The following is a 22,910-nucleotide window of genomic DNA, read 5'->3' as shown; positions in this document are numbered from 1 at the left end:
CCCGGCAAGCGCGATCGCCTACTGAGGGCAGGAGCGGACGCCATCACCGAAGGCACGGACGGGATGGCCGAGCTGGCCAGGGCTCTACACCACGAACTGCCGAATTAGCCTCTTAAGGATCAAGGCGGCCCGCAAGCGGGCCGCGCCGGCCCGGCCCCGGCCTGCTGGCGACCTTCGGCCGGCATCGGCCGGGCCGGCCGGCCACGCTGGTGGTGACCGAGGACATGAGGGCTGAGGCGGGACGATCGCCGTCGGGGTTGCTCGCCATCGAGGGCGGGGCGATCGCTGCCGCGCAGCAGAGCTGCTTGCCCCTGAATCTCGGGGACACTGACCGCGTTCGGACGACGACGAGGACCGGGGTGTGACCCATCCCCGGGTACCCGATTCTCTACGCCGCCCAGCCGGCGTCAAGGGCGCTGCGCGTCGGCACGCCGATGGCCTGCGGCCACCCGTGACACCGACCGGGCGCCGCAGTCCTTGGCACCTATCCGGGGATGGGGGCAGACTGGCGACCCCCTTCTGCCTGGGAGGCTGGACGGTCTACGACTTGCCCGAAGAGGAGATCCCGCACACGGGGCCCAGTGCGCGAGGCTTCGCTTGTGCCCGCAGGATCCGATGTACGTCGATCTGGGTTCGAGGTCTGGCACGGGGCCGGCGGTGGGGGTGACGGCGGTCTTGCTTATCGGATCACCGCCGTACAGTCGGTCTCGTCGGGCAACAACGGCCGGAGAGCCATCGTGTAAAGGTGCATGCCGCTGCGCCATCGCGTGTCAGGTGAGGCTGAGTCGGCGAGTCGCGCAGCGGCTTCAGCGTCGGTTCCCCTCAGAAGAGTGCAACTTGGCTGCTGGTCTGCCGCGATCGGCGAGAGTGGCCATGGCGTGACCTGGGTCCGCCCGTTGGGTGAGCTTTCGGACGAGTTCTCCCCGGCTTGCCACGCCACGATCGCCATCCGCGTCGGCCTGTAGGTTACTGGCGGGCGTACGAGGTCGCTTCGTGGCAGGGACCGCAGGTGATCGGCAAGCCGTTTGATCAGCCAGACGCGCGTGCCGCTGGCGCCTGGTTCCAGGGTGGAGACGTGCTGCCCATCGCCGGCCAGGAGCGTTACTACGGTGGGACCGGCGTCAGGCCACTGCGCGTCGCTGTCGAAGGTACGGGATTTGGACAGCCCGGCAAGGTGGGCGTCGCGGTAGACCCGGCGGTACGCCAGACGGGTGAGCTGCTGATCCTTGACGACTTCCCGGAAGCGGAACTCGGCGAACTCGGTCGCCGTGGTCAGTACGCGCCCGTCCCCGTATACAGAAATGTCGGGGACCGGGCGAATGGACTGGGGCCCCATGCCCTGGACGAACTGGATCCGCAGTACGAGCGCGTCCGGATCGCGTGGTGGCTCGGGTCCCCACCAAACGTAGTGATGACCTGTGGCGAGGATCCCCACCGCCACGAAAGCGGCAAGGGCACCCGAGATGAGTAGGCGTCGCGTCCGGGACTTCACGAAAGGCTATGACGGCCCAGGCGCCTGCCCGGTTCCTCGGGTCCATCAGATCGCCGGATCGCCGGATCGACGGCCCGGCCCCGATCCGATCGTGTTCAAAGCGCAAGCTGATCATGCGGTGCATCGGCGAGGACCACACATGTGCCATTAGCGTGCCATTGAGCCAGGACAGCAGGGGCCGGCCGAGGCCACGAAGACCGACGAGAGCAGGCCGCCAACCCAGCAGGCAGGCGGAGATCGACAATTCCCAAGCTGACAGTCTGGGAGCCACGCGGGGGAGCCACCGGGGCGGACTGGACCGGACGGGACGGGACCGATCGAGTTGCCGAGCGCTTGAGGACCAGGACCAGGCGGACGGCATCGGACGGCCTTGGCATGCTCTTGGGAATCTACGGATCAGACGGTCAGCGCCGGCCGGTCATACAGCCATCGATACAGCCAAGGACAGCGGCAGTGGCCGACGATGCCCGACAACCACGGACGGGTCGAACAGGGGTGCGATGCCCTAACCAGTCATCCGCGATCTTCTTCTAACCCCCAGGCCACTCCTGCCGCCGGCGCCGCCGCTTGACAACCGCCATTGAGACTCGTCCGGTAGGGCGCTCCACCTTGTCCTTCGAGGATCGTGAACGCGGCCCAGAACAGCGCTAGGACTGGCACCGAAGGGACTGCTCGACGCCTACCCGCAGACGGCTACGACGGTTTCGTCGGCACGCCAGCCGCCCAGGCGCGGAACGTAGCGTCCAGGGAGTCGACCAGCCGGTCGAACGTCTCGTCGAGGGACTGCGGCAGCCCGAACCCGCCGGCCGCCTCCAGGGTCACGAACCCGTGCAGGACCACGCGCATCGCGCGTACCGCGTGGATCGCGTCGTCCCCGGTGATGTCGTAGCCCCTCAGCAAGGCGAGCAGCACCTCGACCGCCGCCCGCCCGACGACCAGGTGCTCGGCGTCCGCCGGGTCCGGTGCCCGGACGGCGGCGGCGGCGCGGCCGGGATGCGCGAGCGCGTACTCGCGGTACGCCCGTGCCGCCGCGTGCAGGGCGTCGCGACCGGACCGGCCCACCGTGGCGGTGGAGATCGCTACGGTCAGCTCCCGCACGCCGAGCACGGCCACGTCGCGTTGCAGCCCGGCCAGGCTGTCGATGTGCTTGTAGAGCGCGGGCAGGGAGACGTTCAGTCGCTTCGCGACAGTGGCCAGAGCGAGCCGGTCGAAGCCCACCTCGTCGGCCACCGTCGCGGCCTGTGCGACCACGCGGTCGCGGGTCAGACCCGAACGGGGCATTACCGCAGCCTACCGACCGGTCCGACGCACGAGCAGGCCCGCCGTCGTCACCCAGACCAGCAGCAACGGCAACGACACGTACGCCGCCAGCGCCGCGGTGCTCATCAGGAACAGATAGCCCACGCCGGAGGCGACCAGCGTGACGGCGAGCGCCAGTCCGAGGTACCCGAACCAGTGGGGCAGAATGGCGGCGCGCCGGGCCAGGCCGGCACCTGCCAGCGCCATCGCGGCTAGCACAAACATCTTCAGCCCGTCGAGCCGGTTGACCGTCTCGAAGAGCGCCCCGGCGACGTCGGCATGGCCTCCGGGCGCCGCCCAGCCGGCGAGCGTGACGCCCAGCGCGCACTGCACCAGCGAGATGCCGGCCGCGACCAGGCCCGTGCCGGTCAGCAGCCGGGAACCTCGGTGTTCGCCCACGGCCCGGCCCAGCAGCACGACCACCACGGCCAGGAGGACCGCGGCGACGCCCTCGGTCAGCACGTACTGCGTGATCGAGGCGACCTCGTGGCCGGCGGAATCCGCCACCAGCGCCGCGCCCGTGGAGGTCACGTCGGTGGAGGCGGACGCGACGGTCAGGCCGGCGATCCAGGCGAGCGAGTAGCCGACGCCGGCGAGCACGGGGGCCACGCGCCGCCGGGGCGGCGTCGAGGTGGATTGCCGTGACGCGGCGGCGTCGAGGTTGGTAAGGGACGACAGCATGGCCATGACCAGCTCCTGACGGCTTGTTAGTGGAGTTAACCTAAAAGTTAGGCTCATTAACCTCGCGTGTCAAGTCGCCCCACGAGGGGCCTTTGGGAGCCACGCGTGGAGCCACCGGGGCGGACTTGACCGAGCCGTCGAGGACCAGGACCAGGCGGACGGCGCCGGCTCGGGCCGCCTCGATCGGCAAGATCATCGGGACCACATCGGGACCACCTGAGGCCGCAAACTGGTGTCAGGCAACGGAAGTCGATCCGAGGTGACAGCAGGTCAAAGGCCGCCTACACCCCCGATGTCCCATGATCGCGTTTTTGGGGTTCGAGTCCCCTGGCTCCACCAGCACTTTCCACGGTTGACCTCGGTCCCGAATGCACGCCGTCTCCTCCTCGCCCGGCACGCGATCGATTGCCGGGGCAGCCTGACGAGTCCGCGTCGGCAGGACGTGCCCGTAGGTGTCGGCCGTCATCCGGATCGCGGAGTGCCCTAGCAGCTCCCTCACCGTGCGCAGATCTTCGCCTTGGTCAAGCAGGAACCTGGAAAAGGCGTGCCGCAGGTCGTGCAGGTGCAGCCAGTCCAGCCCAGCCGCCGCGCGGAGCAGCAGCGCTGTCCCGTCTGCTAGACCGCAACCGAACCACTCGTCACCGGCAGCGGGCCACGGACCCTCGCGACGGAGATCCGCCAGCACAACCTCCGGATCCTCCGCGACGTGGCCCAATCGGGGGTAACGTCCGGCGGTAGGAACAGCGGCGGCAGTAGCCGCTCCCGCTCCTCGATCACAGGGGCGTTGATCCGGTCTTGGTGACTGATGGCCGGCGCGAGCCCGGGTGGCCCGGGGCCAGGACCAAAGCGTCCCCGCCGTCGGGACAGAACACCGCAGACAGGACAGACAAGGAGTGGGTACGATGCACGTCAATCTTGAGGTGGTCACGCTCCCGGTGTCGGATGTCGACAGGGCGCTGGAGTTCTACCGGGATCGCCTGGGCTGGCGACTGGACGCAGACATCAAGGTCAGCGACGACGTCCGCGTCGTGCAACTGACCCCGACTGGTGACGGCCATACGTCCATCGCGTTCGGCAAAGGCCTGCCGATAGCCGCTGCACCGGGGTCGATGCGGCACCTAGAGCTAGTGACCTCCGACGTCGTGGCCACACGGGAGGAGCTGGCCCAGCGGGGCGTCGACGTCACCGAGGTCTACCACGGCCCCGGCGGCGCTTTCTGGCCCGAGGCGCGCCAACCCGGCCCCGACCCCGAACGTACGAGCTACAACTCGTACGCCTCATTCCAGGACCCGGACGGAAACGGCTGGACGCTGCAGGAAATCACTACCCGCATGCCGGGTCGCGAGGCCCGTTCGTGACAGAACAAGCCGCGTCGTTGCTACATTGCCTACCGCCTGCTTCCTGAGACGGGCCATCCACGGGCCACAAGCCGATGTCATCGGGGGCTACGTGAGGCCGCCTACGGCCGAGGCGAGCAGGAGAAGCGGCGCACGTCGAAGCGATATTGTGCGATTCCCAAGCTGAAAGTCGGCGGCCCGCGTCCGGTGGGATGGGCGATGGCGGTCAACGGCGGTCAGCTCCTGGACGTGGCAGCCAGCGTGGCGGCGCAGGTCGAACCAGGTCATTGCCGAGCGGCTTCCGCCCGTGTCCACCGTGCGCAGCTCCTCGCACTGGTCGAGCAGGAACGTGGCGAACCCGTGCCGCGGATCGTGCAGGTGCAGCCAGTCCAGACCGCCCGCCGCGCGCAGCTGCTCGAACCGCCGGTTGACGTTCCACGGCTCCATCGCCGTGCGGCCAGTGCCCTAGTGGACCGGGTGAACGACGCCTACCATGAGCCGATGATCGGGCAAAGCCAGCGACGCGTTCCTATGCCGGTCGCCGCCGCCGCCGCGATTTTGCTAGTGGGGGCCGCACTCCCGGCGTCGATGATGTTTGCGAATGGTCCATCCATGGCCACCGGGTTGATAGGGGTACTTCTTCTCCTGGCGTTGGCCTACGGCCTGTGGCGTGGCAGCGGGCGGGCCCGGTTTTGGACAACCGTTCTCTCGACCGTCAGCGTGGGGTACGGCGTCGTCACGATCGCCAAGGCTGATGCGTCAGGGCTGCTGCAGATCGTTGGTGCGTCAGTCATCGTCGGTCTGTTGCTGGTACCCGCATCGTCCCGCCGGTGGTTTCACGACTTGCCGGCGGAGGGGTAGCTCTGGCTTGTTCGTCCCTGACCCGTTGGGCGAAGGTGCCCGAACGGCTGGGGGAAATCGAGAGCGCTTCGGCCCCGCAGCGGTTCCGTGACGGTCCGCAGATGCTCGCCCCTGCTCGAAGCGCCGGTGAGTGCGGTCAGCGTGTCTGAGTCGCCCAGGCCGGCTGCTGGGGCTCGTCGTTGTGCACCACGATGTTGGCGTGATGGGTCGGGCGGACCGTAGCGAAGTACAACTGTTGGGAGGGGATGTAACGCTCGCGCCAGCGCCGTTCGACTTCGGCCCGAGATGACACCCGGCGGTCTCGGATCACGGCACGATCCACGGTCTTCTCGAATGCCGTCGACACGAAGATGCGCAGGTCCCACCGATCAATCAGTTCCGGGCGCATGAGGAAGACGCCGTCGAAGAGCAGTACGGCCTCGGCTGAGGCAGTCATGACCGGCGGGGACAGCGCAGTATCCGCGGTGTGGTCGTAGACCGCGTGTTGGAAGCGTCGATCCCCGCCCGGGCCGAGCGGATCGAGCAGAACCCGGTTCAGCGCGTCGTAGTCGTGGGTGTCGTAGTAGCACCCTTCGGCCGAGTACTCGCCGCGCGGATAGCGCTGTGCCCGGGGGAAGAGGAAATCGTCGATCGTCGCACGGATGACGTCACGGCCCTGTTCGCGCAGAACGACGGCCAGCTCGTCGGCGAGGGTGGTCTTGCCGGCGGCGGGCGGTCCGTCGATGGCAACACGAGTCGGGTGTGCGACGGTGACGGACCCGACTGCCTCAGCCAGGCGGCCGATCATCTCGTCGCGGGTGCCTTGGTCCATGCCCTGCCCCGTCCTGGTCTCGCGAAGGTCGCCGGTCAGGTCCTTCGGCGTTACGCAGCTCAGCGGGCCAGCCGCCGGTGGACGGCCAGGCCCTGGATCGCTTGAGCAGGCTGGGGGCGCACCACCGAGTGGTGGAGCGCCCCCAGCAGGTCAGGCCAGCTGCTTGGCGCGGGTCGCCGTCACCGTCGCGGTGCCGGTTGTCGAGAGACCGGAAACCAGGTACGCCCGGTGAGTGCCGTCCGGCAGCACGGTCCACAGGTCCGGGGTGCCGTCGGCGTTGATGTCCGCGGCCTGCAGGGTCCTGATCGCGACGCCGGTGTTCCAGTTCGCCGCGACCTGGTACTGGGTGTGGTTCAGCGTGCCGGTGCCGTCACCGTTGTCGACCATGGTGACCCCGGTCCACAGGTACAGGTCACCGATGGTGGCGTTGCGCAGGACGAGCGCGACGCCGGAGGCGGTCTCGGTGCTGGCGATGCTCCAGTTCTGCCAGTCGCTGCCGCCGGTCGGGGTGGAGTTGATCAACGTTGTGGTGCCGAAGTACAGGCCAGGCGCGCCGAAGCTGGGGTGGTAGCCGAGCCGGTAGCCGTTGGTGGCGTCACCGGCGATGCCGAGTAGATCCGGGATGCCGTTGTCGACGCCGTCAGCCTGGAACGCGTTCGCCAACTGCAGGGGGCTGTTGCCGTTGGCGTCGATCAGATTCTCGTATCCGATCGTGAACTGGTTGTTGTACGGGCTGGCCATCGTGCCATCCCCGGCGCCGCGGATGATGCCGCCGATGCCGGCGGCGTCGCCCGCCGGGTAGTAGTACAGGAAATCCTGGCGGTCGACGCCGGTGAAGCGCCCGGTGAGAACCTGGGCGCCGTCGAAGTCGGCCCCGGAGGCGTTCCCGGTGACACCGTTGCCGAGTAGGCCGATGTTGGTGGCCGGGGTCTGCACCTGGCCGGTGCCGACGCCAGTCTTGCGGGACTTCACGCCGAGCGCGTACCAGACGCCAGAGCTGAGGCCGGTACCCGGGCCGCCGGCGGTGACCAGGTCGGGGACACCGTCACCGTTGAGGTCCTTATCGACCGGGCCGGCAGTGGCGGTGGGCGTGGGCTTCGCCGCGGCCTGGGCGGGCAGCGTCGGGGCGAGCGCGGTAAGCGCGAGCGCCACGGGTGCGGTCCAGGCGACCATGCGACGGACACTGATGGGATTCGGCAAGGGTTCCCCCGTGTGGTTAGGAGTTCGCCGTTCGGACGGTACTGGATCAAGGCAACCGTCACTACAGCCATTTCGCGCCCGCGCCTGGGTTCTCGTACTTGTCTGCCAGTTGAGCCGCCGACGTCCGGTCGATGTCCTCGCTCACGCTCGCCCGGCCGCGCACCTCGATGTACCGTCCAGCGTCGTTGCGGTCGAGCACGATCAGGCTCGCCTTGACGCTCTCTCAGCGTCATCGAGATGATCGCCCAATGGACGAACAGTCGGGCCCGGTCACGCTTCAGGTGTACTGCCGGGTGGAGGTGCTGGTGACCGATCCACGGGCCGTCACCGAGCGTGCGGTCGCCGAGCTGCGGGCGGCGGACGTCGACTGGTCCACCGAGGAGGATGACCTCGACACGGCGAGCGCGGAGTTGCGGGCGGATCTGGCCACCTCGCTGGCCGGCGTGGTCGACATCAGCCGGCTCGTCGAGGGTGTCTCCGGAGTGGAGTTTCGTGGCGGCCACTGCTGGACGGAGCCGGGTGCACCGCGGGACGGCTTTCTCCGCAGCTGACTGAGCTGGCGACCGTTCGCATGGTCGGGGCCGTCCGGGGTAGGAGAAACAGCAACAACCCCCGGAAGTGAGGTGTCATACCAATGCCAACCGCACGCGAGATCATGACGAACGACGTGACCTGCGTCCGTGAGCAGGACGACCTGCAGTCGGCTGCGAAGCGGATGGCCGACCTGGGGGTCGGTTCCCTGCCGATCTGCGGCGACGACAACCGACTCAAGGGCATGCTGACCGACCGCGACATCGTGGTGAAGGTGCTGGCCGAGGGCCGTGACCCGGCGAATGTGACCGCCGGTGAACTGGCCCAGGGCAAGGCGGTGACCATCGGCGCGGACGACGACGCGGCCGAGATCCTGCGCACGATGGGCCAGCACAAGGTACGCCGGCTGCCGGTGATCGACGGGCACGAACTCGTCGGCATCGTGGCCGTCGCCGACGTGGCCCGTTCCCTGCCGGAGCGTCCGGTGGGCGACCTCATCGAGGCCATCTCCGAGCGCAACTGACCAGTGTCAATCGCCTGTACTGAGCAGCGGCAGCCGCCAGAGAACCGCATGGCGTCGTGCCGATGATCGTCGTCGAGGCGGCGCGGTGGATGGCGGTGGCGTGCGCCTGCAGGGCGATGTTCTCGATCAGCTATGTTGCCCGGCGTGGAAATCCAGGTGCTGGAGGGTGCGCTCGTCGAGGTGCCGACGGGCGACGCCACGGGCGTGGACCGGCGTGCGTTCGGCGAGTTAGTGGGGCCGCGTGGATCCGGACGTGACCGCGGACCAGTCGCGCGCCCACGAGGACCCCAGCCTGATTGACGTTCTTGACCTGCCGCCCGGGCGCAGCGCGGTACGCGCGGGCGTTGGAAAACCCTGGACCGGTGAGGGCTGACCTCAAACGAGGCAGCCCTCACCGACCTTCGGCCAGCCGCCATGGACGCCCTGGCTTTCAGCTACGCCGGCGCGGTCACCAACGGTGACCGCCTTGGCGGTACGGGATGCGTCCGTGGCAGTTGCGTGCCCCGCCGTCGGCACGAAGTAGCCGCCCACGCAGGTCAACTCCAGCATCGTGAGCCTGGACGACGATCAGGTAGCTGCAGTTGAACAAGTGGCGACGCACATACGCCACGGCACAGCTCGGACACTGTCGAACAGTGGCGAAACAACAGATGTCTGCCTGATGCTCCGTTCATGCACCTCAAGACCATGAAGCGAACCCTGCTCGCACTGGGTCTGACCACCGCACTCTCCGGAGTCGCGGCCGTACCCGCCTCGGCCGAAACGGGCACATCGAACACCGTCAGCGCGGCACAGTGGCAGTCGATAGGCCCCAACGCCAGCGGTGGCCATCTCGCGTTTACGCCAGCCATGCCGTCCCGCGTGTATGTGCTGCCTGACCGGGGCTGGCGGGTCCACCGCAGCGACGACCACGGTCTGACATGGCTGCCGCAGGCCAAGTTCGAGATCCCCGACGCCAGAGGACTACGTCTGGCAGCCGACCCCCATGACCCGGACGTCGTCTACGTGGCGGGGACCGTTGCGGGCAGTTGGGAAGGCTTTCTGCTGCGCAGTGACGACGCCGGCCGGACGTTCGATCCGGTGCTGAACAGCCCCACCCAGATTTCCGATGTCGTGGTGTCGCCTACCGGGCAGTACGTTTTCGCGGCCGGTGATGCAGGGGTCTTCGCCAGTTCCGACCAGGGCCTGCACTGGCTGGAGCTTCCCGGCTCGCCGAGCGGGGCGACCCGCCTCGCACTCGAGGGCCAGGATTTGTTCGTCGGCACGCGCAACGGCATCTACCTCGTCGAAAACGCGCTCGGAAACGCCGGCCCGGCGCAGAGACTGTCGGTTCCGGGCGATCTCTCGGTGGAGATGTTGTCGGTGCGCGGGTCGGTCCTGGTCGCCTCCAACCAAGCCACTGGCGCGGTGATGTCCACCGACCGCGGCCGCAGCTGGGCCAAGCTGTCGGGGCCCTGGGGTGCCGACGATTCGGTGCTCTACACCGGTCTGACCGCGACCGGCGAGCTCCAGGTGCAGACGATTGCGAATACGGCCGACGGGACGGGCAAGCGCAACTTGTGGGTGACCAGTGACCTCGGTCGGACGTGGACCCCCAAGCCGAAAGCGACCAGCAGCGTCGACGCCTACACCGACACGGGCAGCTTTCCGGACCGCCCGTACGAGCAGGTCGTGGCGGCGGGCGGCGCAGGAATCTACACGACTCGGGATTCGACTCGCTTCCAGCGCATCGGCGTGCCTGACGCCCAGGTCAACACGCTAGCCGTCTCGGGCTCCGCGCTTGTCGCCGGCACGGCCGTCGCGGGTAGCTACCGCTCCACGGCACCTCTGGCCGAGAACCTCCAGCCCGGCTACCAGGAGTGGGGGTGGACAGGGCAGGTGACCAACATCTTTGGCAACGAAATCCATGCGCTGGCTACCGTAAAGGGCCAGAGCGGAGGCATGCTGAGGACGCGTGGCGGCCTCTGCGGGGGCGACTGCTTCGCCCTGGAGCGCTCGGCCAACGGCGGGGCGAGCTGGCGGACACTGGATGTCGTGCCCGGCGTGTCCTGGTCGCTGGCTGTCGACCCCCGCGATCCGTCGACGATCTACGCGGCGTCCATGCACCCCGCCGTAGGCGTGTATGCCAGCCAGGACGGCGGCGCGACCCTCACGCTGCACCAGTTCCCGGAGATGCAGGGCGTGGAGTCGGTCACCGTTGACCCTCGGGCTGACGGTGCCTTGTGGATTGGCGACCTGACCGGCCTCTACCGCAGCACGGATTCCGGCGCAACCGCGGTCAAGGTGTTCGACGGAGAGGTTGTCCGGGTTGCGGTCGACCCCGCTGATCCCAACCACATCGTGGCGGTCGGAACCAACATGATCAAGGTGAGCCACGACGGCGGCGCGTCGTTCAGCGACGCCGACATCCCCGGACTGGTCTACAACGACGTCACCTTCGCACCGGACGGGACGATGTTTGCCGCTTCGCGTGACATGTATGAGCCCGGTCAGGGCGTGTTCCGCAGCGACGACGGTGGCGTTCACTGGAGCAACGCTTTCTCCGCGCAGCTCGTCGATCCTGACGTGCGCTCGGTGCTGGTCTCGCCCGACGGCCACTGGCTGTTCGCGGGCACGGGAAGCAGCGTTTACCGGCTGGCGCTGCGCTGACTCACCCCGCAACAGCGGCATGCGCCGAGCACCTCCCGTCCACGCCGGACGGGAGGTGCGGCATCGCAACGACCGGCCCGATTTTCGGATCTTGTGGCTTCCGTCCGTGTCGGGCGAACGCGGGACCTGACCGAGCTCGCGTTCGCCCGATCCACGGCTTCGCCGACAAAGCGCTACAGCACCAGAGGTCTCCCGGCCGAGCCGCACCGACGGGCATCGGGCCCGTCACCCCGAACGCGCTGACCAGCAGGCCGGTCGCCCCCGCCCGGACCAGCTCGCCGGCAGCGGCCACGGCCACGCGACAGGACCACCCAGGCGCTGCGCCGGTTGCAGCGGGGAGAGCAGCGCCGCAGGAGACCGGGACGGACGGACCTCGGGAGCGGTCGCGGGCCCCCGGTCACGGCACGAGGGAGGCGGTCTCGCCGCGGGCGATGGTGCGGACCTGCCGCACGAAGCCGCGGCGGCGGGCCTCGTCGACGAAGTGTGCGAGCGGGGAGCGGAACACCGGGTAGTCGTCGTAGTGGATCGGCACGGTCAGCTTCGGGCGTACCAGCTCCACCAGGTCGGCACCCTGCCGGGCGTCCATGGTGAGCAGGATCCCGGCGACCTTCGTGCCGCCCAGGTGGATCAGCATCGCGTCGATGTCCGGGTACCGCTCGGGGATGGCGGTGAGCAGCGGCTTGTTCAGCGTGTCCCCGGTGACGTAGAGGCGGAACTCCCGCCGTCCGGCGCGTTCCACGTCGATCATCGTGCCCATGACGTCGGGCAGCAGCCGGTCCAGGGCGCCGGGGCCGTGTTTGCCGGGCATGGAGGTCAGTCGCAGCGTCCTACCGTCGCGGTGCAGCTCCCGCGAGGACCAGGTCGCCAGGCCCTCGGCGGCCCCGAAGCCCCACCGGCGCAGCTTCCGCTCCGCCGCGGGCGTGGTGACGATGGGCAGCGTCCGGTCCAGTTCCCGGCGGGCCACCCGGTCGAAGTGGTCACCGTGCAGGTGCGACAGGAGCACGGCGTCCAGCTCCGGCAGTTGGGCGATGCGCAGCGCCGGGTCCGTCCGCCGGCGCGACCACAGGCCCTTGCCCAGGTACGCCCGCTGACCCCGGTGCAGGAAGTTCGGGTCGGTGAGCAGGGTGAACCCGCCGATCCGCAGCACCGTCGTCGCGGTGCCGATGAACGTGACCTCCGGCCGCTCCGCCACCATGCCCACCTCCTGCCCGCTGCGGTACCCCGGCGGATGGCGGCCATGCGGCAGATCGGCGGTCAGCTTTCCGTGTCGGCGGGTCCACCGCCGTCGGGCCGGGCATCGGCGGGCGCTGGCGATGATTCGGACCAGCTCTGCGGCAGGCGCTCCATCAGCTTCGTGAGCGCGCCGTTGGCGAAGGTCGCACCGAGTGCGGTGCCGGCGCCGATGCTCCAGCCGACCGGTCCGAGCGGGGTGCAGCCGAAGAACTGGCTCAGCCCCGGGGTCTGCACCACCACGACCAGCGCGCCCAGCGAGGCCGCGGTGGAGGCCAGCACCGCCGGGCTGGTGCCACCGGCCAGCACCGTCTGACCCAGCTGGGTGCCGACCAGGGAGACCAGCGCGACCGTGCCGGCCCGTCGGGGGCGACCGGTGTAGCGGGCCAGCGTCCAGCCGGCGGTGGCGCCGAGCGTGGTGGCGGCGGCGCGCAACCCGATCTCCCGGGTCAGCGTCTCGCCGAGGGAGGTGTCCGGCCCCTCCCGCAGCAGGCCGTCGGTACGGTCCGACGCCGGCGGTCGGATCGCGATGGCCAGCGCCGGCGCGAGGTCGGTGAGCAGGTTGACCAGCAGCAGTTGCCGCCCGGTGAGCGCGGACCGGCCGGTGACGGCGGCGGTCAGCACGCTGAACGCGATCTCGCCGAGATTGCCGCCGACCAGGATGCTCAGCGCGTGGCGGACCGACGACCACATCGCCCGGCCCTCGACCAGGGTGGCGATGATGGTCTCCAGCCGGTCGTCGGTGACCACCAGATCGGCGGCGGCGCGTGCGGCCGGGGTGCCCCGTTGACCGAGGGCGATGCCCACGTCGGCCAGCCGGATCGCCGGGGCGTCGTTGGCGCCGTCGCCGGTCATCGCCACGGTCCGCCCGCACTTCTGCAACGCCTGGATGATCCGTACCTTGTGCGCCGGGGTGCAGCGGGCCACCACGTCGGTGGCGGCCAGCCGCTCGGCGAGCGCCTCGTCGTCCAGCTGGTCCAGCTCGCCGGCCGTGACCACCCGCTGCTCGTCGTGCTCGCTGATGGTGGCCGCGATCGCCTCGGCGGTGGCCGGGTGGTCACCTGTGATCATGATGGTGTGTACGCCGGCCTGTCGGATCCGGCGGACCGCCGGGGCGGCGCTCTCCCGGACTCCGTCGGCGAGGGCCAGGAAGCCCACGAAGGTCAGCTCCCGCACGTCGCCGTCGCTGACGTCCGGCCCGTCCACCCGGCACTCGGCGACGGCCAGGATCCGGTGGCCCGCCCCGGCCCGGTCGGCCAGCAGCCGGTGCAGCTCCTCGCGGCCGGCGTCGTCCAGGGGCTGCTGGTTGCCGTCCAGCCGGCGGGCCGCGCAGCGCGGCAGTACCGTCTCCGGCGCGCCCTTGACGCTGAGCAGCAGGTGGCCGCCCGTCTCGCCCACCGTCGCGTGGTAGCCCCGGGACGGTTCGAACGGCAGCCCGCCGGCCGCCCGCCAGTCGGTCGCCCCGGTCTGTTCCACCACCCCGGCGGTGGCGGCGCCGCGGCGGACCGCCCGGTCGGTCTGCAGGGCCAGCTCCTCCGGATCCCCGGCGGGGGTGGCCCGCAGGGCGGCGGCCAGCGTCAACCGGAGCCGGTCGTCCAGCCGGTCCACCGCGGCGTACCGGTCGCCGGCGCCGTCGCCCACGCCGGCAAGCAGCAACTGGCCCTCGGTGAGGGTGCCGGTCTTGTCGAAGCAGAGCACGTCCACCCGGCCCAGCGCCTCGATGGTCCGCGGATTGCGGACCAGCGCGCCGTGCTCGGCCAGCCGCCGGGCGGCGGCCAGCTGCGCCGCGCTGACCAGGAACGGCAGCCCCTCCGGCACCGACGCCACGGCCAGGTTCGCGGCGGTCGCCGCCGTCTCGGCCAGCGGTACGCCCCGCAGCAGGCCGGCGCCGGCCACCGCCACGGCGGAGCTGGCGGCGAGCGGAATGGCGGCGCTGGTCAACCGGCCGAGCCGGGCCTCCACGCCGCTGGTCGGGGGTGCCTGCCGGACCAGCGCCAAGCTGCGTCCGGCCTCGGTGTCGGCACCGGTGGCGACCACCACGCCGGTGCCGTGGCCGGCGGCGATCGTGGTGCCGTCGTACAGCATCGAATGTCGGTCGGCGACGGCGGCGGCGACCACCGGACGGTCCGTCTTGCCCACCGGCAGTGACTCGCCGGTCAGTGACGACTCGTCTGCCTCCAGGCCGACCGATTCGAGCACCCGGCAGTCGGCGGGTACCGAGTCGCCCGGTTCGAGGGTGATGACGTCACCGGGCACCAGGTCCTCCGCCGCGATCACCTGCTCGGCGCCGTCCCGGCGGACCTTGGCGGTCACCGCCGAGCGGGACAGCAGTTCGGCCAGCGACCGTTCGGTGTTGCGCTCGTGCACCGCCCCGATCAGCGCGGATCCGCCGACCACCCCGCCGACCAGAGCGGCGTCGACCAGCGAGCCGAACGACGCGGAGAGCACCGCCCCGGCTGCGAGCACCGGGGTGAGCGGGTTGGCCAGCTCGTCCACGAAGGCGCGCAGCAACCCTCCGGAGCTGACGTCGTTGCCGCCCGTGCCGACCCCGCCGTGGCGGCGGCGTGCCTCGGCGCTGCCCAGTCCGTCCGGCCCGGTGTCCAGTCGGTCCAGGACGGTACCGACCGGCATCAGGTGCCAGGCGGTCACCACCGGCGCCGGAGTGTCCGTCCGGTCGGGCAGCCGACCGGCCCGCCAGACACCGTGCGCGAAGGCGAGCGCGGCAGCGCCGTTCACCGCCGACAGGGACCGGCCGGGCAGCTGGGTCGGGGCGGCGGTGAACGCCCCCAATGCACCCAGGCCGGTGCCGGCCATGGACAGCCGGATGTTCTGCTCGGTCATCCGTCGGGCCACCCCGGCCGCCTCCACCAGCAGCGCCACCACCCGCAGGTCGGTGCCGACCAGCAGGTGGGCACCCCACGGCGGAAGGTCCTCCGGCCCGCCCAGCCCCAGGCCGCAGTCGGCGGCGCCGAGCGCCGTCCGGTCGGCGGAGGCCAGCATCACCACCGCGCCGTCGCGTTGCAGCCCGCGTACCGTGTCGGCTAGGTGGTCCCCGCCGGGCAGCACGGCGTCGGCGAAGCCGTACCGCTGCTCGTCCGCGCCGGCCACCACGAGCCGCAGCCCGGCCCGCTGTGCAGCGGTAGACAGGCCATCGACGCCCGGTGCGGGCTCCGGCTCGACCCGCAGCAGCGCGGCCAGCCGGCCGTCGCGGGCCAGACCGAGCAACTGGCCGCCCGCGGACCGCAGCCGGTCACTGTCCGGGGTGCCGCCCGGGTCGTCGGCATGCAACTGCTCCAGCGGCCCGAGTCGCCAGCCGTCCGCCCCCCGCGAGCCGGTCGGGTCGGCGGGGTCGAAGAGCGCGAACGCCCGCTCCGCCACCTGGTCGACGTCGGCTCCGGGCAGTGGGGCCAGGTCGGCCAGCACTCCGCGGTCGGAGCCGAGCACGGCGGCGTCCAGCACCAGCGTGTCGATCCGGTCGAGCTCCCGCAGCACGCTGCGGTCCATGGCGATCACGCCGCGCCGGGCCAGGATCCGGCCGAGGTTGGCGGCGTACCCCTCACGGCCGCTGCCCGGGGCCTTGGGCAGCGCGGAGAGGCCGAGCGCGGCGGCGCGCTTGCGACCGGCCACCGGCGCGGTCGCCGCGGCCGCCGCCGCGCCGGCGATCAACATCCGGTTGGCGTACCGCTCGACCGGGCCGTCGGGCTTGGGCCGGGGACGGTCGCTGACCGGCCACCGTGCGACGGCCCGGTCCGGGTCCCCGGTCAGCTTCGGCTCGGCGGTCTCCCACGCGTGCAGCTGGGCCCGCGCCTCAGTCCACTGCACGATCCGCTGGACACCGTCCAGCACGATGCCGGTCCAGCCGCCGGTCAGGCCCTGCACCACCGCCTCGGCGAGTGGAAAGAGCAGGTCGGCACGGGGGTCGGCGCGTAGGCCCCGGTCCGCCAGCGCGTGCAGCTTCGGGTGCAGGTCCACCGCCCCGAGCAGGCCGGCCACCTCACCCGGCACCGGCGCGAACGGCAGGATCCGGGTGGCCGCGGAGATGGTCAGGCCCAGCGCGTCGGAGGCCAACGCGCCGAAGGTGCGCGGAGTTCGGGGTCCCTCCTCCGGCGGGTGCGGCGGCGGAACCTCGGGGTCGGGCTCGTGGGGGCAGATCCGCTCGGTCCGGCCGATCGTGGCGATCAGGTCGCCCAGCTTCGGCTCCGGCGCCTGCACGGCGACCACCACCCGGCCCGAGGGTGCGTTCACCCGGGCCCAGGCCACCCCGGGCAGCTTCTCCAGGGCGTTCTCCACCTGCCGGGCCAGCCGGTCACCGCCGGCCTGGCAGACCCCGTGCACCTCGATGTGGTGCCGTCCGGGTCGGGACCACACGCGGCGCCGGGTCAGCCCGGCCATCCGGGCCAGCCGGGTCGCGGTCGATCCGACGGTCCGGGACGCCTCGGTGACCAGGTGCGGCACGCCGACGGACGGCAGCAGGCGGCCGGCGACGCGACCCGCCGCCGTCATCGAGGCGTACGGCCGGACGGGCTCCGGCCCGACTCCCCGCTACCGCTGCTGCTGCCGTCGGTCATCTCACCCTCCCACCGCGTCATGTCCGGGCGCCTGGCTTCCCGACGTCGCGTCCGTTATGCCCCCGGACCTGGGGAAGTTTCCGTCGTTGCCGACCGGGTCGGCCGAGAGGCGGGTCACGGCCGGTTGACTTGAATCCAGGTTGAGGTCGCAGGCTCGGTCCATGCCGAGCCGAGCGACCACCTGGACCGACGACCCGACGGCGGGCCGACGGTGACCGCCACCGCAGTGCCGGCGGCCCCCGGACTCTGGGCGCCCCGACTGCGCGCCATGACGGTGGGCAGCGTCGCGCTCATCTCACTGCTGGCGTTCGAGGCGCTGGCGGTCGGTACGGCCATGCCGACGGTCGCCCGCAGTCTGGACGGGCTGGCGCTGTACGGCATCGCGTTCGGCGGTCCGTTCGCCGCCGGCGTGGTCGCCATGGTGGTCTCCGGCATCTGGTGCGACGCGCGGGGGCCGCGCGCGCCGATGTGGCACGGCGTCGCCTGGTTCGTCGTCGGACTGGTGGTGGCCGGCACCGCGCCGGTGATGAGCGCACTGGTCGTCGGCCGGGTGGTGCAGGGCTTCGGTTCGGGTCTGCTCTCGGTGGCGCTGTACGTGATCGTCGGGCAGGCGTACCCGGAGCAGTTGCACCGGCGGATCTTCGCCGCCTTCGCCGCCGCCTGGGTCGTCCCGTCGTTGGTCGGCCCGGCGGTGGCCGGCCTGATCGTCGAGTACCTGGGCTGGCGGTGGGTGTTCCTCGCGGTGCCGGCGGTGGCTGTGCCCGCGGTGCTGCTGATCCATCCCGGTCTGCGGTCGCTCGGGAGTGCCACCGCGAGTCGGGTGGCGGCCGGCGCGACGGCCCGGATCGGCTGGGCGTGCGGGGCGGGGGTGAGCGCCGCACTGCTGCACATCGGGGGACAGCAGCGCGGCACGACCGCGCTGGTGGTGGTCGCCCTCGCCGTGGCCGGTCTGCTGGTGTGCGCTCCGCGCCTGCTGCCGGCCGGGTTCCTGCGGGCGGCCCGCGGCCTGCCGACCGTGATCGGGCTGCGCGGCCTGGCCTCGGCGGCCTTCGTCGGTGCCGAGGTGGTCATCCCGCTGCTGCTCTCCCGGGAGCGGGGGCTCTCCCCGACGGCCGCCGGGCTGGTCCTCACGGTCGGTGCGCTGGCCTGGTCGGCGGGTTCCTGGGTGCAGGGCCGCATCCCGGTCCCCGCCTCCCGGGCCAGCCTGCCCCGCGTCGGGCTCACCTGCATCACGATCGGCACCGCCACGGTGGCGCTCGCCGTACGCCCCGAGGTGCCGGTGGCCGTCGCCGTGCTGAGCTGGGCGCTCGCCGGCCTCGGCATGGGGCTGCTCTACCCGTCGCTGTCGGTGCTCACCCTGGAGCTGTCCGCCCCCGGCGAACAGGGCCGCAACAGTTCCTCGCTGCAACTGGGCGACTCGCTCTTCGCGGCGACCGTGCTGGCGCTCACCGGGGCCGTGCTGGCCGCCGGCAGCGCGCCGGGTCCGGCCAGCTACACGGTGACCCTGGCGGTGGCCGCCGGCCTGGCGCTGCTCGGTGCGCTGCTCGCCGGCCGGGTGGTGGTCGACGGGAGTGCCCGACCCGGCGGGTGATCGGCAGATCCACCCGTCCGGGCCCCACTGGGCCGGGAGGATGGGCGGACGATGAACTTCCTGACCGTCCTGCCGCTGGCAGTGGTGATGGTCGCCGGGACCCCGTTGGTCGTGGCGGTCTTCCTCGCCTCGGCGGACCGGCCCCGGGCCGCGTCGCTGGGCTACCTCGCCGGCGCCGGGCTGGTGGTGACCGTCGGCGTGACGGTGAGCTGGCTGCTCGCCCGTACGGTACGGGGGCTGGCCGGTGACACCATCGCCGCCGCCGGCCGCGTCGACCACACCGGCCCCGCCATCGACGGAGCCGTCCTGGCCGTGCTGGTCGTCCTGGCCGTGGTGGTCTGGCTGCGGCGGCGCCGCACCGGAGAGCCGAGATGGCTGGGCAGCATCCAGCGCGCCGGGCCGACCCGGGGTCTGCGGCTGGGCCTGCTGCTCTTCGTTGCCACGCCCACCAACGACCTGACCATGGCCGTGGTGGGGGCGAGCGTGGCGCGCGACGACCTGCCGTGGTGGCACCTGCTGCCGATCGTGCTGCTCACCGTGAGCATCCTGGCCCTGCCTCTGCTGGCGCTGCTGCTGCTGCTCGGACGACGCGCGACGCGGGTGCTGCCCCGGATGCGGACGTGGGCGCAGCAGCACGTCTGGGTGGTCGACGAGGTGCTGATCGGGTTCTTCGCCCTGCTGACCGTGGCGGATCTGCTCCGCTCGTGGTGAACCGCCGCACACCCGGTCACGGGTCACCCGACGGCACCGTCATCGAAACGGCGGCCCACGGGGCGGACGGCGGCGCCGGACGGTTCGGTGGGTCGGTTCAGGAGGCCGCGGTACCGCGGCGGAACGGGAGGACGTGATGAGGGTTCTGGTGACCGGGGCGGGCGGACGCCTCGGCGGTGCCGTGCTGGCCCGGCTGCACGCGGACGGGATCGCCGTCCGGGCGACGAGTCGACGGCCGCGTACCGGCTCGGACGTGGAGTGGGTGGTGACCGACCTGGCCACCGGGGACGGCCTGGCCGAGGCGGTGTCCGGGGTGGACGCGGTGCTGCACCTGGCGTCCTCGCCCCGGGGCCGGGACACGTACCGGGTGGACGTGTTGGGCACCCGGCGGCTGGTGGTGGCGGCCGGCGAGGCCGGGGTCCGGCACCTGGTCTACATCTCGATCGTCGGCGTCGACCGGGTGCCGATCCCGTACTACCGGCACAAGCTCGCCGCCGAGCAGGTGGTCGCGGCCGGTCCGGTGCCCTGGTCGGTGCTGCGGGCCACCCAGTTCCCGCAGTTCCTGGACGACCTGCTGACCGCCAGTGCGCGGTTGGGCCCGGTGGTCGGGGACCGGGCGGTGCTCGCCCAGCCGGTCGATCCGGGCGAGGTCGCGGCCCGACTGGCGGCCCGGCTGACCGCCGGTCCGCTGCGCGGCATCGAGGAGTTCGGCGGACCGCAGGTGCTCCGCTTCGACGACGCGGTCCGCGCCTGGCGTGCCGCCCGGGGTTCACGCCGACCGTTGCTGCCGGTGCGCCTCCCCGGCCGCCTCGGCCGTGAGCTGCGCGCCGGTGGCCTGGTCACCGAGGCGCTGCCGAGGGGCACCCGGACCTGGGCCGACCACCTCGCCGACACGTACGGGGGAACGGGCCGGAGATGAGAAGGTTCCCGGTTCACGTTCCGCCTACGGTGACGGCATGTTCGCTGTCGTCATCACCGTGATCCTGTACGTCTTCGGCTTCGTCTTCCTCTACGGCGTGATCCGGCTGGGTGTCCGGCACGGGCTGGAGGACCTGGAGGTCCAGCGCGCCAAGGCCCAGCGGGCCGAGGAACTGGCCGCCTCCCGTGATCGCACCTTCCTGCGCGAGAACGCCTTCCTCGCCGGTAGCTGACCCGTCGTTCGGGACGCGGCCCCGATGCCAGCGGGCGGTTCGGCGGCACGGGTGCGAGGATCGCAGCCGTGATGGGAACGCTGAAGACCGAACCGGCCCGTGCCCGACTCGACCTGCTCGCCGCGCCCGTCGCGGCGGCGATCGCCCAGTGGCCGGCCGACGCGCCGGTGGACGTGGACGACGTGCTGGTCGCGCCGATCGACGCCGACCTCGCCGACACCGCCGCCTTCTGCGCCGCGTACGAGGTGGGGCTGGACGTGTCGGCCAACTGCGTGGTGGTGGCCGGCAAGCGCGAGGGCGTGGTCCGCTACGCGGCCTGCATCGTCCTGGCCACCACCCGGGCCGACGTGAACGGGGTGGTCCGGCGGGCGTTGGACGTCCGCAAGGCGAGCTTCGCCCCGATGGCCGACGCGGTCGAGCTGACCGGCATGGAGTACGGCGGCATCACCCCGGTCGGGCTGCCGGAGTCGTGGCCGATCCTGGTGGACGCCCGGGTGATCGCCACCCCGCACGTGATCATCGGGTCCGGCGTCCGGCACAGCAAGATCGCCCTGCCGGGGCCGGCGCTGGGCGCGCTGCCCGGCGCGCAGGTGGTGGAGGGCCTGGCCAGGCCCGCGTGACCGGGCATCGGCATCTATGTCGTTGCACGTGAAACATCACGTGCCTCGATGCGGCGCGCTCGGGTCAGCGTGCGGCGGACTCGCGCTGCTCGACCTCGGCCAGGGCGGCCAGCAGGGTCTCTGCCTCCTGGGCGCCGGTGACCGCGTACCTGCCGGCCAGCACGAAGGTCGGCACGCTGGTCACCCCCAGCTCCCGGGCGGCGGCCAGCTCGGCCGAGAGCTGGGCGGACCGCTCGTCGGAGTCGAGGAACCGGCGTACGTCGGCGGCGTCCAGGCCGACCTCGCCGGCCAGGGTGGCCAGCGCGTCGCGGGAGCCGATGTCGACCCCACCGGTGAAGTACGCCCGGTAGAGCGCGTCCACCATGTCGGACCCGCGGCCCTGATCGGTGGCGTAGGAGATCAGCCGGTGCGCGTCGAAGGTGTTCGCGGCCACCGCCCGGTCGAAGTCGAGCCGCAGCCCGTCACCGGCGGCGACCTCGGTGACGTGGGCGAACATCTGGCGGGCCCGGTCCGCGTCGCCGAACTTGGCGGCCATCGCCTCGACCAGCGGGACCGGTGCGGGCACCGGCGACGGGTCGAGCTGGAACGGCCGGTAGCGGACGGTCACGTCGCCGTCGTACCTGGCCAGGGCCTGCTCCAGTCGGCTCTTGCCGATGTAGCACCACGGGCAGACGACGTCGGCGTAGATGTCGATCTCCATGATCGGTGGCAACTCCCCGCTCAGTCCAGTTGTTCCCGGACCTGGCGCTTGAGGCGGCCCAGGATGGCGGTGCCACCGCGCACCCGCAGTGGACTGATGGCCTGCGCCAGGCCCATCCGCTGGTAGAGGTCGTCCGGTACGGCCAGCACCTCCTCGGCGCTCGCTCCGGCCAGCCCCTCGGCGAGGATCCCCGCGAAGGCCCGGGTGGTGGGCGCCTCCGGCGGGCAGTCGAACAGCGTCTCCACGGTCCGCTCCGACGTCACCCGGGCACGCAGGAAGAACGACGTCTGGCACTCCGGGACCTGCTCCATGCCCTCGCGGTCGGTGCCGTCGGCCGGCAGCGGCGGGATGACGTCGGCGTACTCCAGCAGCATCTCCAGCACCAGGTCGCGGGGTGCGGCGGCGAACTCGTCGACGATCTCGGCCAGTCGGGCCGGCATGTCAGCCATGCGTCGAGGCTACCGCCGTCACCGCGCGACCCCCGGCGCACCGGGGGCGGCGGGCCGGGGGTCTGCGACGGGAATCACGCGGTGGGCGCCTGCTCGCTGATCTCGCTCAGTGCGCTGGTCGGATCGAGCTGCATGGCCAGGTCGCCGAGCGAGACGATGCCGACCAGCTTGCGGTCGCTGTCGCAGACCAGCACGCGTCGGATGCCCCGCTCCCGCATCAGCGCGGCCGCCTCGCCCGCCGTGCAGTGCTGCTCGATCATCACGACCTCGCGCGTGACGATCGAGCCGATGGTGGTGGCCGCCGGGGTGCTGTTCTCGGCGACCGCCCGGACCACGATGTCACGGTCGGTGAGCATGCCGGCGAGGCTGGCGCCGTCGGTGACGACCACGTCGCCGATGTCCGCCTCCTTCATCACCTTGGCCGCCTCGTCGAGGGTGGTCTCCGCCGGCAGGTACACCACCTGCTTGGTCATCACATCGCTGACCCGGTAACCGGTCATGAGAGC

Annotated in this window: 23 protein-coding genes; 11 read left to right on the top strand and 12 right to left on the bottom strand. The window is 71.5% G+C overall.

Annotated elements, in window-relative coordinates:
- Positions 1-1,009 precede the first annotated feature (1,009 nt).
- Positions 1,010-1,471, top strand: coding sequence for a hypothetical protein (locus tag ACFOW4_RS16875; protein ID WP_157743142.1), 462 nt, complete (start codon positions 1,010-1,012; stop codon positions 1,469-1,471).
- A 714-nt stretch (positions 1,472-2,185) separates the two neighbouring features.
- On the opposite strand, the gene ACFOW4_RS16870 is transcribed toward ACFOW4_RS16875, so the two are convergent.
- The 3 genes from ACFOW4_RS16870 to ACFOW4_RS16860 form a co-directional block, all read right to left on the bottom strand.
- Complete coding sequence (locus tag ACFOW4_RS16870) at positions 2,186-2,773, bottom strand: TetR/AcrR family transcriptional regulator (protein ID WP_313723813.1); 588 nt, start codon at positions 2,771-2,773, stop codon at positions 2,186-2,188.
- 9 nt (positions 2,774-2,782) lie between these two features.
- Positions 2,783-3,478: a hypothetical protein gene (locus tag ACFOW4_RS16865; protein ID WP_089018388.1), complete on the bottom strand. Its 696-nt coding sequence runs from the start codon at positions 3,476-3,478 to the stop codon at positions 2,783-2,785.
- A gap of 229 nt (positions 3,479-3,707) precedes the next feature.
- Positions 3,708-4,157 carry a tyrosine-type recombinase/integrase gene (locus ACFOW4_RS16860; RefSeq protein WP_377528716.1) on the bottom strand — a complete coding sequence of 150 codons (450 nt, stop codon included), beginning with the start codon at positions 4,155-4,157 and terminating at the stop codon, positions 3,708-3,710.
- Between the two features lie 217 nt (positions 4,158-4,374).
- Here ACFOW4_RS16860 and ACFOW4_RS16855 point away from each other — a divergent pair, with 217 nt between their 5' ends.
- On the top strand, positions 4,375-4,830 hold the full coding sequence (locus ACFOW4_RS16855; protein WP_377528714.1) for a VOC family protein: 456 nt from the start codon (positions 4,375-4,377) through the stop codon (positions 4,828-4,830).
- A gap of 87 nt (positions 4,831-4,917) precedes the next feature.
- Here the strand turns inward: ACFOW4_RS16855 and ACFOW4_RS16850 are convergent, their stop codons facing one another.
- The gene (locus ACFOW4_RS16850) at positions 4,918-5,256 is read right to left on the bottom strand and encodes a hypothetical protein (protein WP_377528712.1); all 339 of its coding nucleotides are present in this window, start codon (positions 5,254-5,256) and stop codon (positions 4,918-4,920) included.
- A 30-nt stretch (positions 5,257-5,286) separates the two neighbouring features.
- Between ACFOW4_RS16850 and ACFOW4_RS16845 the strand changes: the two genes are divergently transcribed.
- On the top strand, positions 5,287-5,670 hold the full coding sequence (locus ACFOW4_RS16845) for a hypothetical protein (RefSeq protein WP_377528711.1): 384 nt from the start codon (positions 5,287-5,289) through the stop codon (positions 5,668-5,670).
- 136 nt (positions 5,671-5,806) lie between these two features.
- Here the strand turns inward: ACFOW4_RS16845 and ACFOW4_RS16840 are convergent, their stop codons facing one another.
- The 3 genes from ACFOW4_RS16840 to ACFOW4_RS16830 all read right to left on the bottom strand — a co-directional run bounded on the left by ACFOW4_RS16840 (position 5,807) and on the right by ACFOW4_RS16830 (position 7,880).
- Positions 5,807-6,481 (bottom strand): cytidylate kinase family protein, encoded by a 675-nt coding sequence (locus ACFOW4_RS16840; protein ID WP_377528709.1) that lies wholly within the window; start codon positions 6,479-6,481, stop codon positions 5,807-5,809.
- A 150-nt stretch (positions 6,482-6,631) separates the two neighbouring features.
- Complete coding sequence (locus ACFOW4_RS16835; protein ID WP_377528707.1) at positions 6,632-7,654, bottom strand: hypothetical protein; 1,023 nt, start codon at positions 7,652-7,654, stop codon at positions 6,632-6,634.
- A gap of 88 nt (positions 7,655-7,742) precedes the next feature.
- On the bottom strand, positions 7,743-7,880 hold the full coding sequence (locus ACFOW4_RS16830) for a hypothetical protein (protein WP_377528705.1): 138 nt from the start codon (positions 7,878-7,880) through the stop codon (positions 7,743-7,745).
- Positions 7,881-7,929: 49 nt separating this feature from the next.
- Between ACFOW4_RS16830 and ACFOW4_RS16825 the strand changes: the two genes are divergently transcribed.
- The 3 genes from ACFOW4_RS16825 to ACFOW4_RS16815 all read left to right on the top strand — a co-directional run bounded on the left by ACFOW4_RS16825 (position 7,930) and on the right by ACFOW4_RS16815 (position 11,384).
- On the top strand, positions 7,930-8,232 hold the full coding sequence (locus ACFOW4_RS16825; protein ID WP_377528703.1) for a hypothetical protein: 303 nt from the start codon (positions 7,930-7,932) through the stop codon (positions 8,230-8,232).
- Between the two features lie 83 nt (positions 8,233-8,315).
- Positions 8,316-8,735, top strand: a complete 420-nt coding sequence (locus ACFOW4_RS16820) for a CBS domain-containing protein (protein WP_377528701.1) — start codon at positions 8,316-8,318, stop codon at positions 8,733-8,735.
- 672 nt (positions 8,736-9,407) lie between these two features.
- The gene (locus ACFOW4_RS16815; RefSeq protein WP_377528699.1) at positions 9,408-11,384 is read left to right on the top strand and encodes a WD40/YVTN/BNR-like repeat-containing protein; all 1,977 of its coding nucleotides are present in this window, start codon (positions 9,408-9,410) and stop codon (positions 11,382-11,384) included.
- 397 nt (positions 11,385-11,781) lie between these two features.
- On the opposite strand, the gene ACFOW4_RS16810 is transcribed toward ACFOW4_RS16815, so the two are convergent.
- Positions 11,782-12,579, bottom strand: a complete 798-nt coding sequence (locus tag ACFOW4_RS16810) for an MBL fold metallo-hydrolase (protein ID WP_377528697.1) — start codon at positions 12,577-12,579, stop codon at positions 11,782-11,784.
- Positions 12,580-12,638: 59 nt separating this feature from the next.
- Positions 12,639-17,117, bottom strand: coding sequence for an HAD-IC family P-type ATPase (locus ACFOW4_RS16805; RefSeq protein WP_377528695.1), 4,479 nt, complete (start codon positions 17,115-17,117; stop codon positions 12,639-12,641).
- A gap of 276 nt (positions 17,118-17,393) precedes the next feature.
- On the opposite strand from ACFOW4_RS16805, the gene ACFOW4_RS16800 reads away from it, so the two are divergent.
- The 5 genes from ACFOW4_RS16800 to ACFOW4_RS16780 all read left to right on the top strand — a co-directional run bounded on the left by ACFOW4_RS16800 (position 17,394) and on the right by ACFOW4_RS16780 (position 21,255).
- The gene (locus ACFOW4_RS16800) at positions 17,394-18,773 is read left to right on the top strand and encodes an MFS transporter (protein WP_377528693.1); all 1,380 of its coding nucleotides are present in this window, start codon (positions 17,394-17,396) and stop codon (positions 18,771-18,773) included.
- A gap of 51 nt (positions 18,774-18,824) precedes the next feature.
- The gene (locus ACFOW4_RS16795; RefSeq protein ID WP_377528691.1) at positions 18,825-19,484 is read left to right on the top strand and encodes a GAP family protein; all 660 of its coding nucleotides are present in this window, start codon (positions 18,825-18,827) and stop codon (positions 19,482-19,484) included.
- Between the two features lie 136 nt (positions 19,485-19,620).
- Positions 19,621-20,403: an SDR family oxidoreductase gene (locus ACFOW4_RS16790; RefSeq protein WP_377528689.1), complete on the top strand. Its 783-nt coding sequence runs from the start codon at positions 19,621-19,623 to the stop codon at positions 20,401-20,403.
- Positions 20,404-20,440: 37 nt separating this feature from the next.
- The gene (locus tag ACFOW4_RS16785; RefSeq protein WP_377528687.1) at positions 20,441-20,635 is read left to right on the top strand and encodes a hypothetical protein; all 195 of its coding nucleotides are present in this window, start codon (positions 20,441-20,443) and stop codon (positions 20,633-20,635) included.
- Positions 20,636-20,706: 71 nt separating this feature from the next.
- Positions 20,707-21,255 carry a YbaK/EbsC family protein gene (locus ACFOW4_RS16780; RefSeq protein WP_377528721.1) on the top strand — a complete coding sequence of 183 codons (549 nt, stop codon included), beginning with the start codon at positions 20,707-20,709 and terminating at the stop codon, positions 21,253-21,255.
- A 64-nt stretch (positions 21,256-21,319) separates the two neighbouring features.
- Here the strand turns inward: ACFOW4_RS16780 and ACFOW4_RS16775 are convergent, their stop codons facing one another.
- From ACFOW4_RS16775 to ACFOW4_RS16765, 3 genes are all read right to left on the bottom strand, one after another.
- The gene (locus ACFOW4_RS16775; protein ID WP_377528685.1) at positions 21,320-21,955 is read right to left on the bottom strand and encodes a DsbA family protein; all 636 of its coding nucleotides are present in this window, start codon (positions 21,953-21,955) and stop codon (positions 21,320-21,322) included.
- Positions 21,956-21,975: 20 nt separating this feature from the next.
- Positions 21,976-22,404, bottom strand: coding sequence for a SufE family protein (locus tag ACFOW4_RS16770; RefSeq protein ID WP_377528683.1), 429 nt, complete (start codon positions 22,402-22,404; stop codon positions 21,976-21,978).
- A 74-nt stretch (positions 22,405-22,478) separates the two neighbouring features.
- Positions 22,479-22,904 carry a CBS domain-containing protein gene (locus ACFOW4_RS16765; RefSeq protein WP_377528681.1) on the bottom strand — a complete coding sequence of 142 codons (426 nt, stop codon included), beginning with the start codon at positions 22,902-22,904 and terminating at the stop codon, positions 22,479-22,481.
- Between the last annotated feature and the right edge of the window lie 6 nt (positions 22,905-22,910).

The organism is Micromonospora sp. GCM10011542, from assembly GCF_042650685.1.
Lineage (GTDB): Bacteria > Actinomycetota > Actinomycetes > Mycobacteriales > Micromonosporaceae > Micromonospora.
This window is presented reverse-complemented; position numbering and strand designations above follow the sequence as displayed.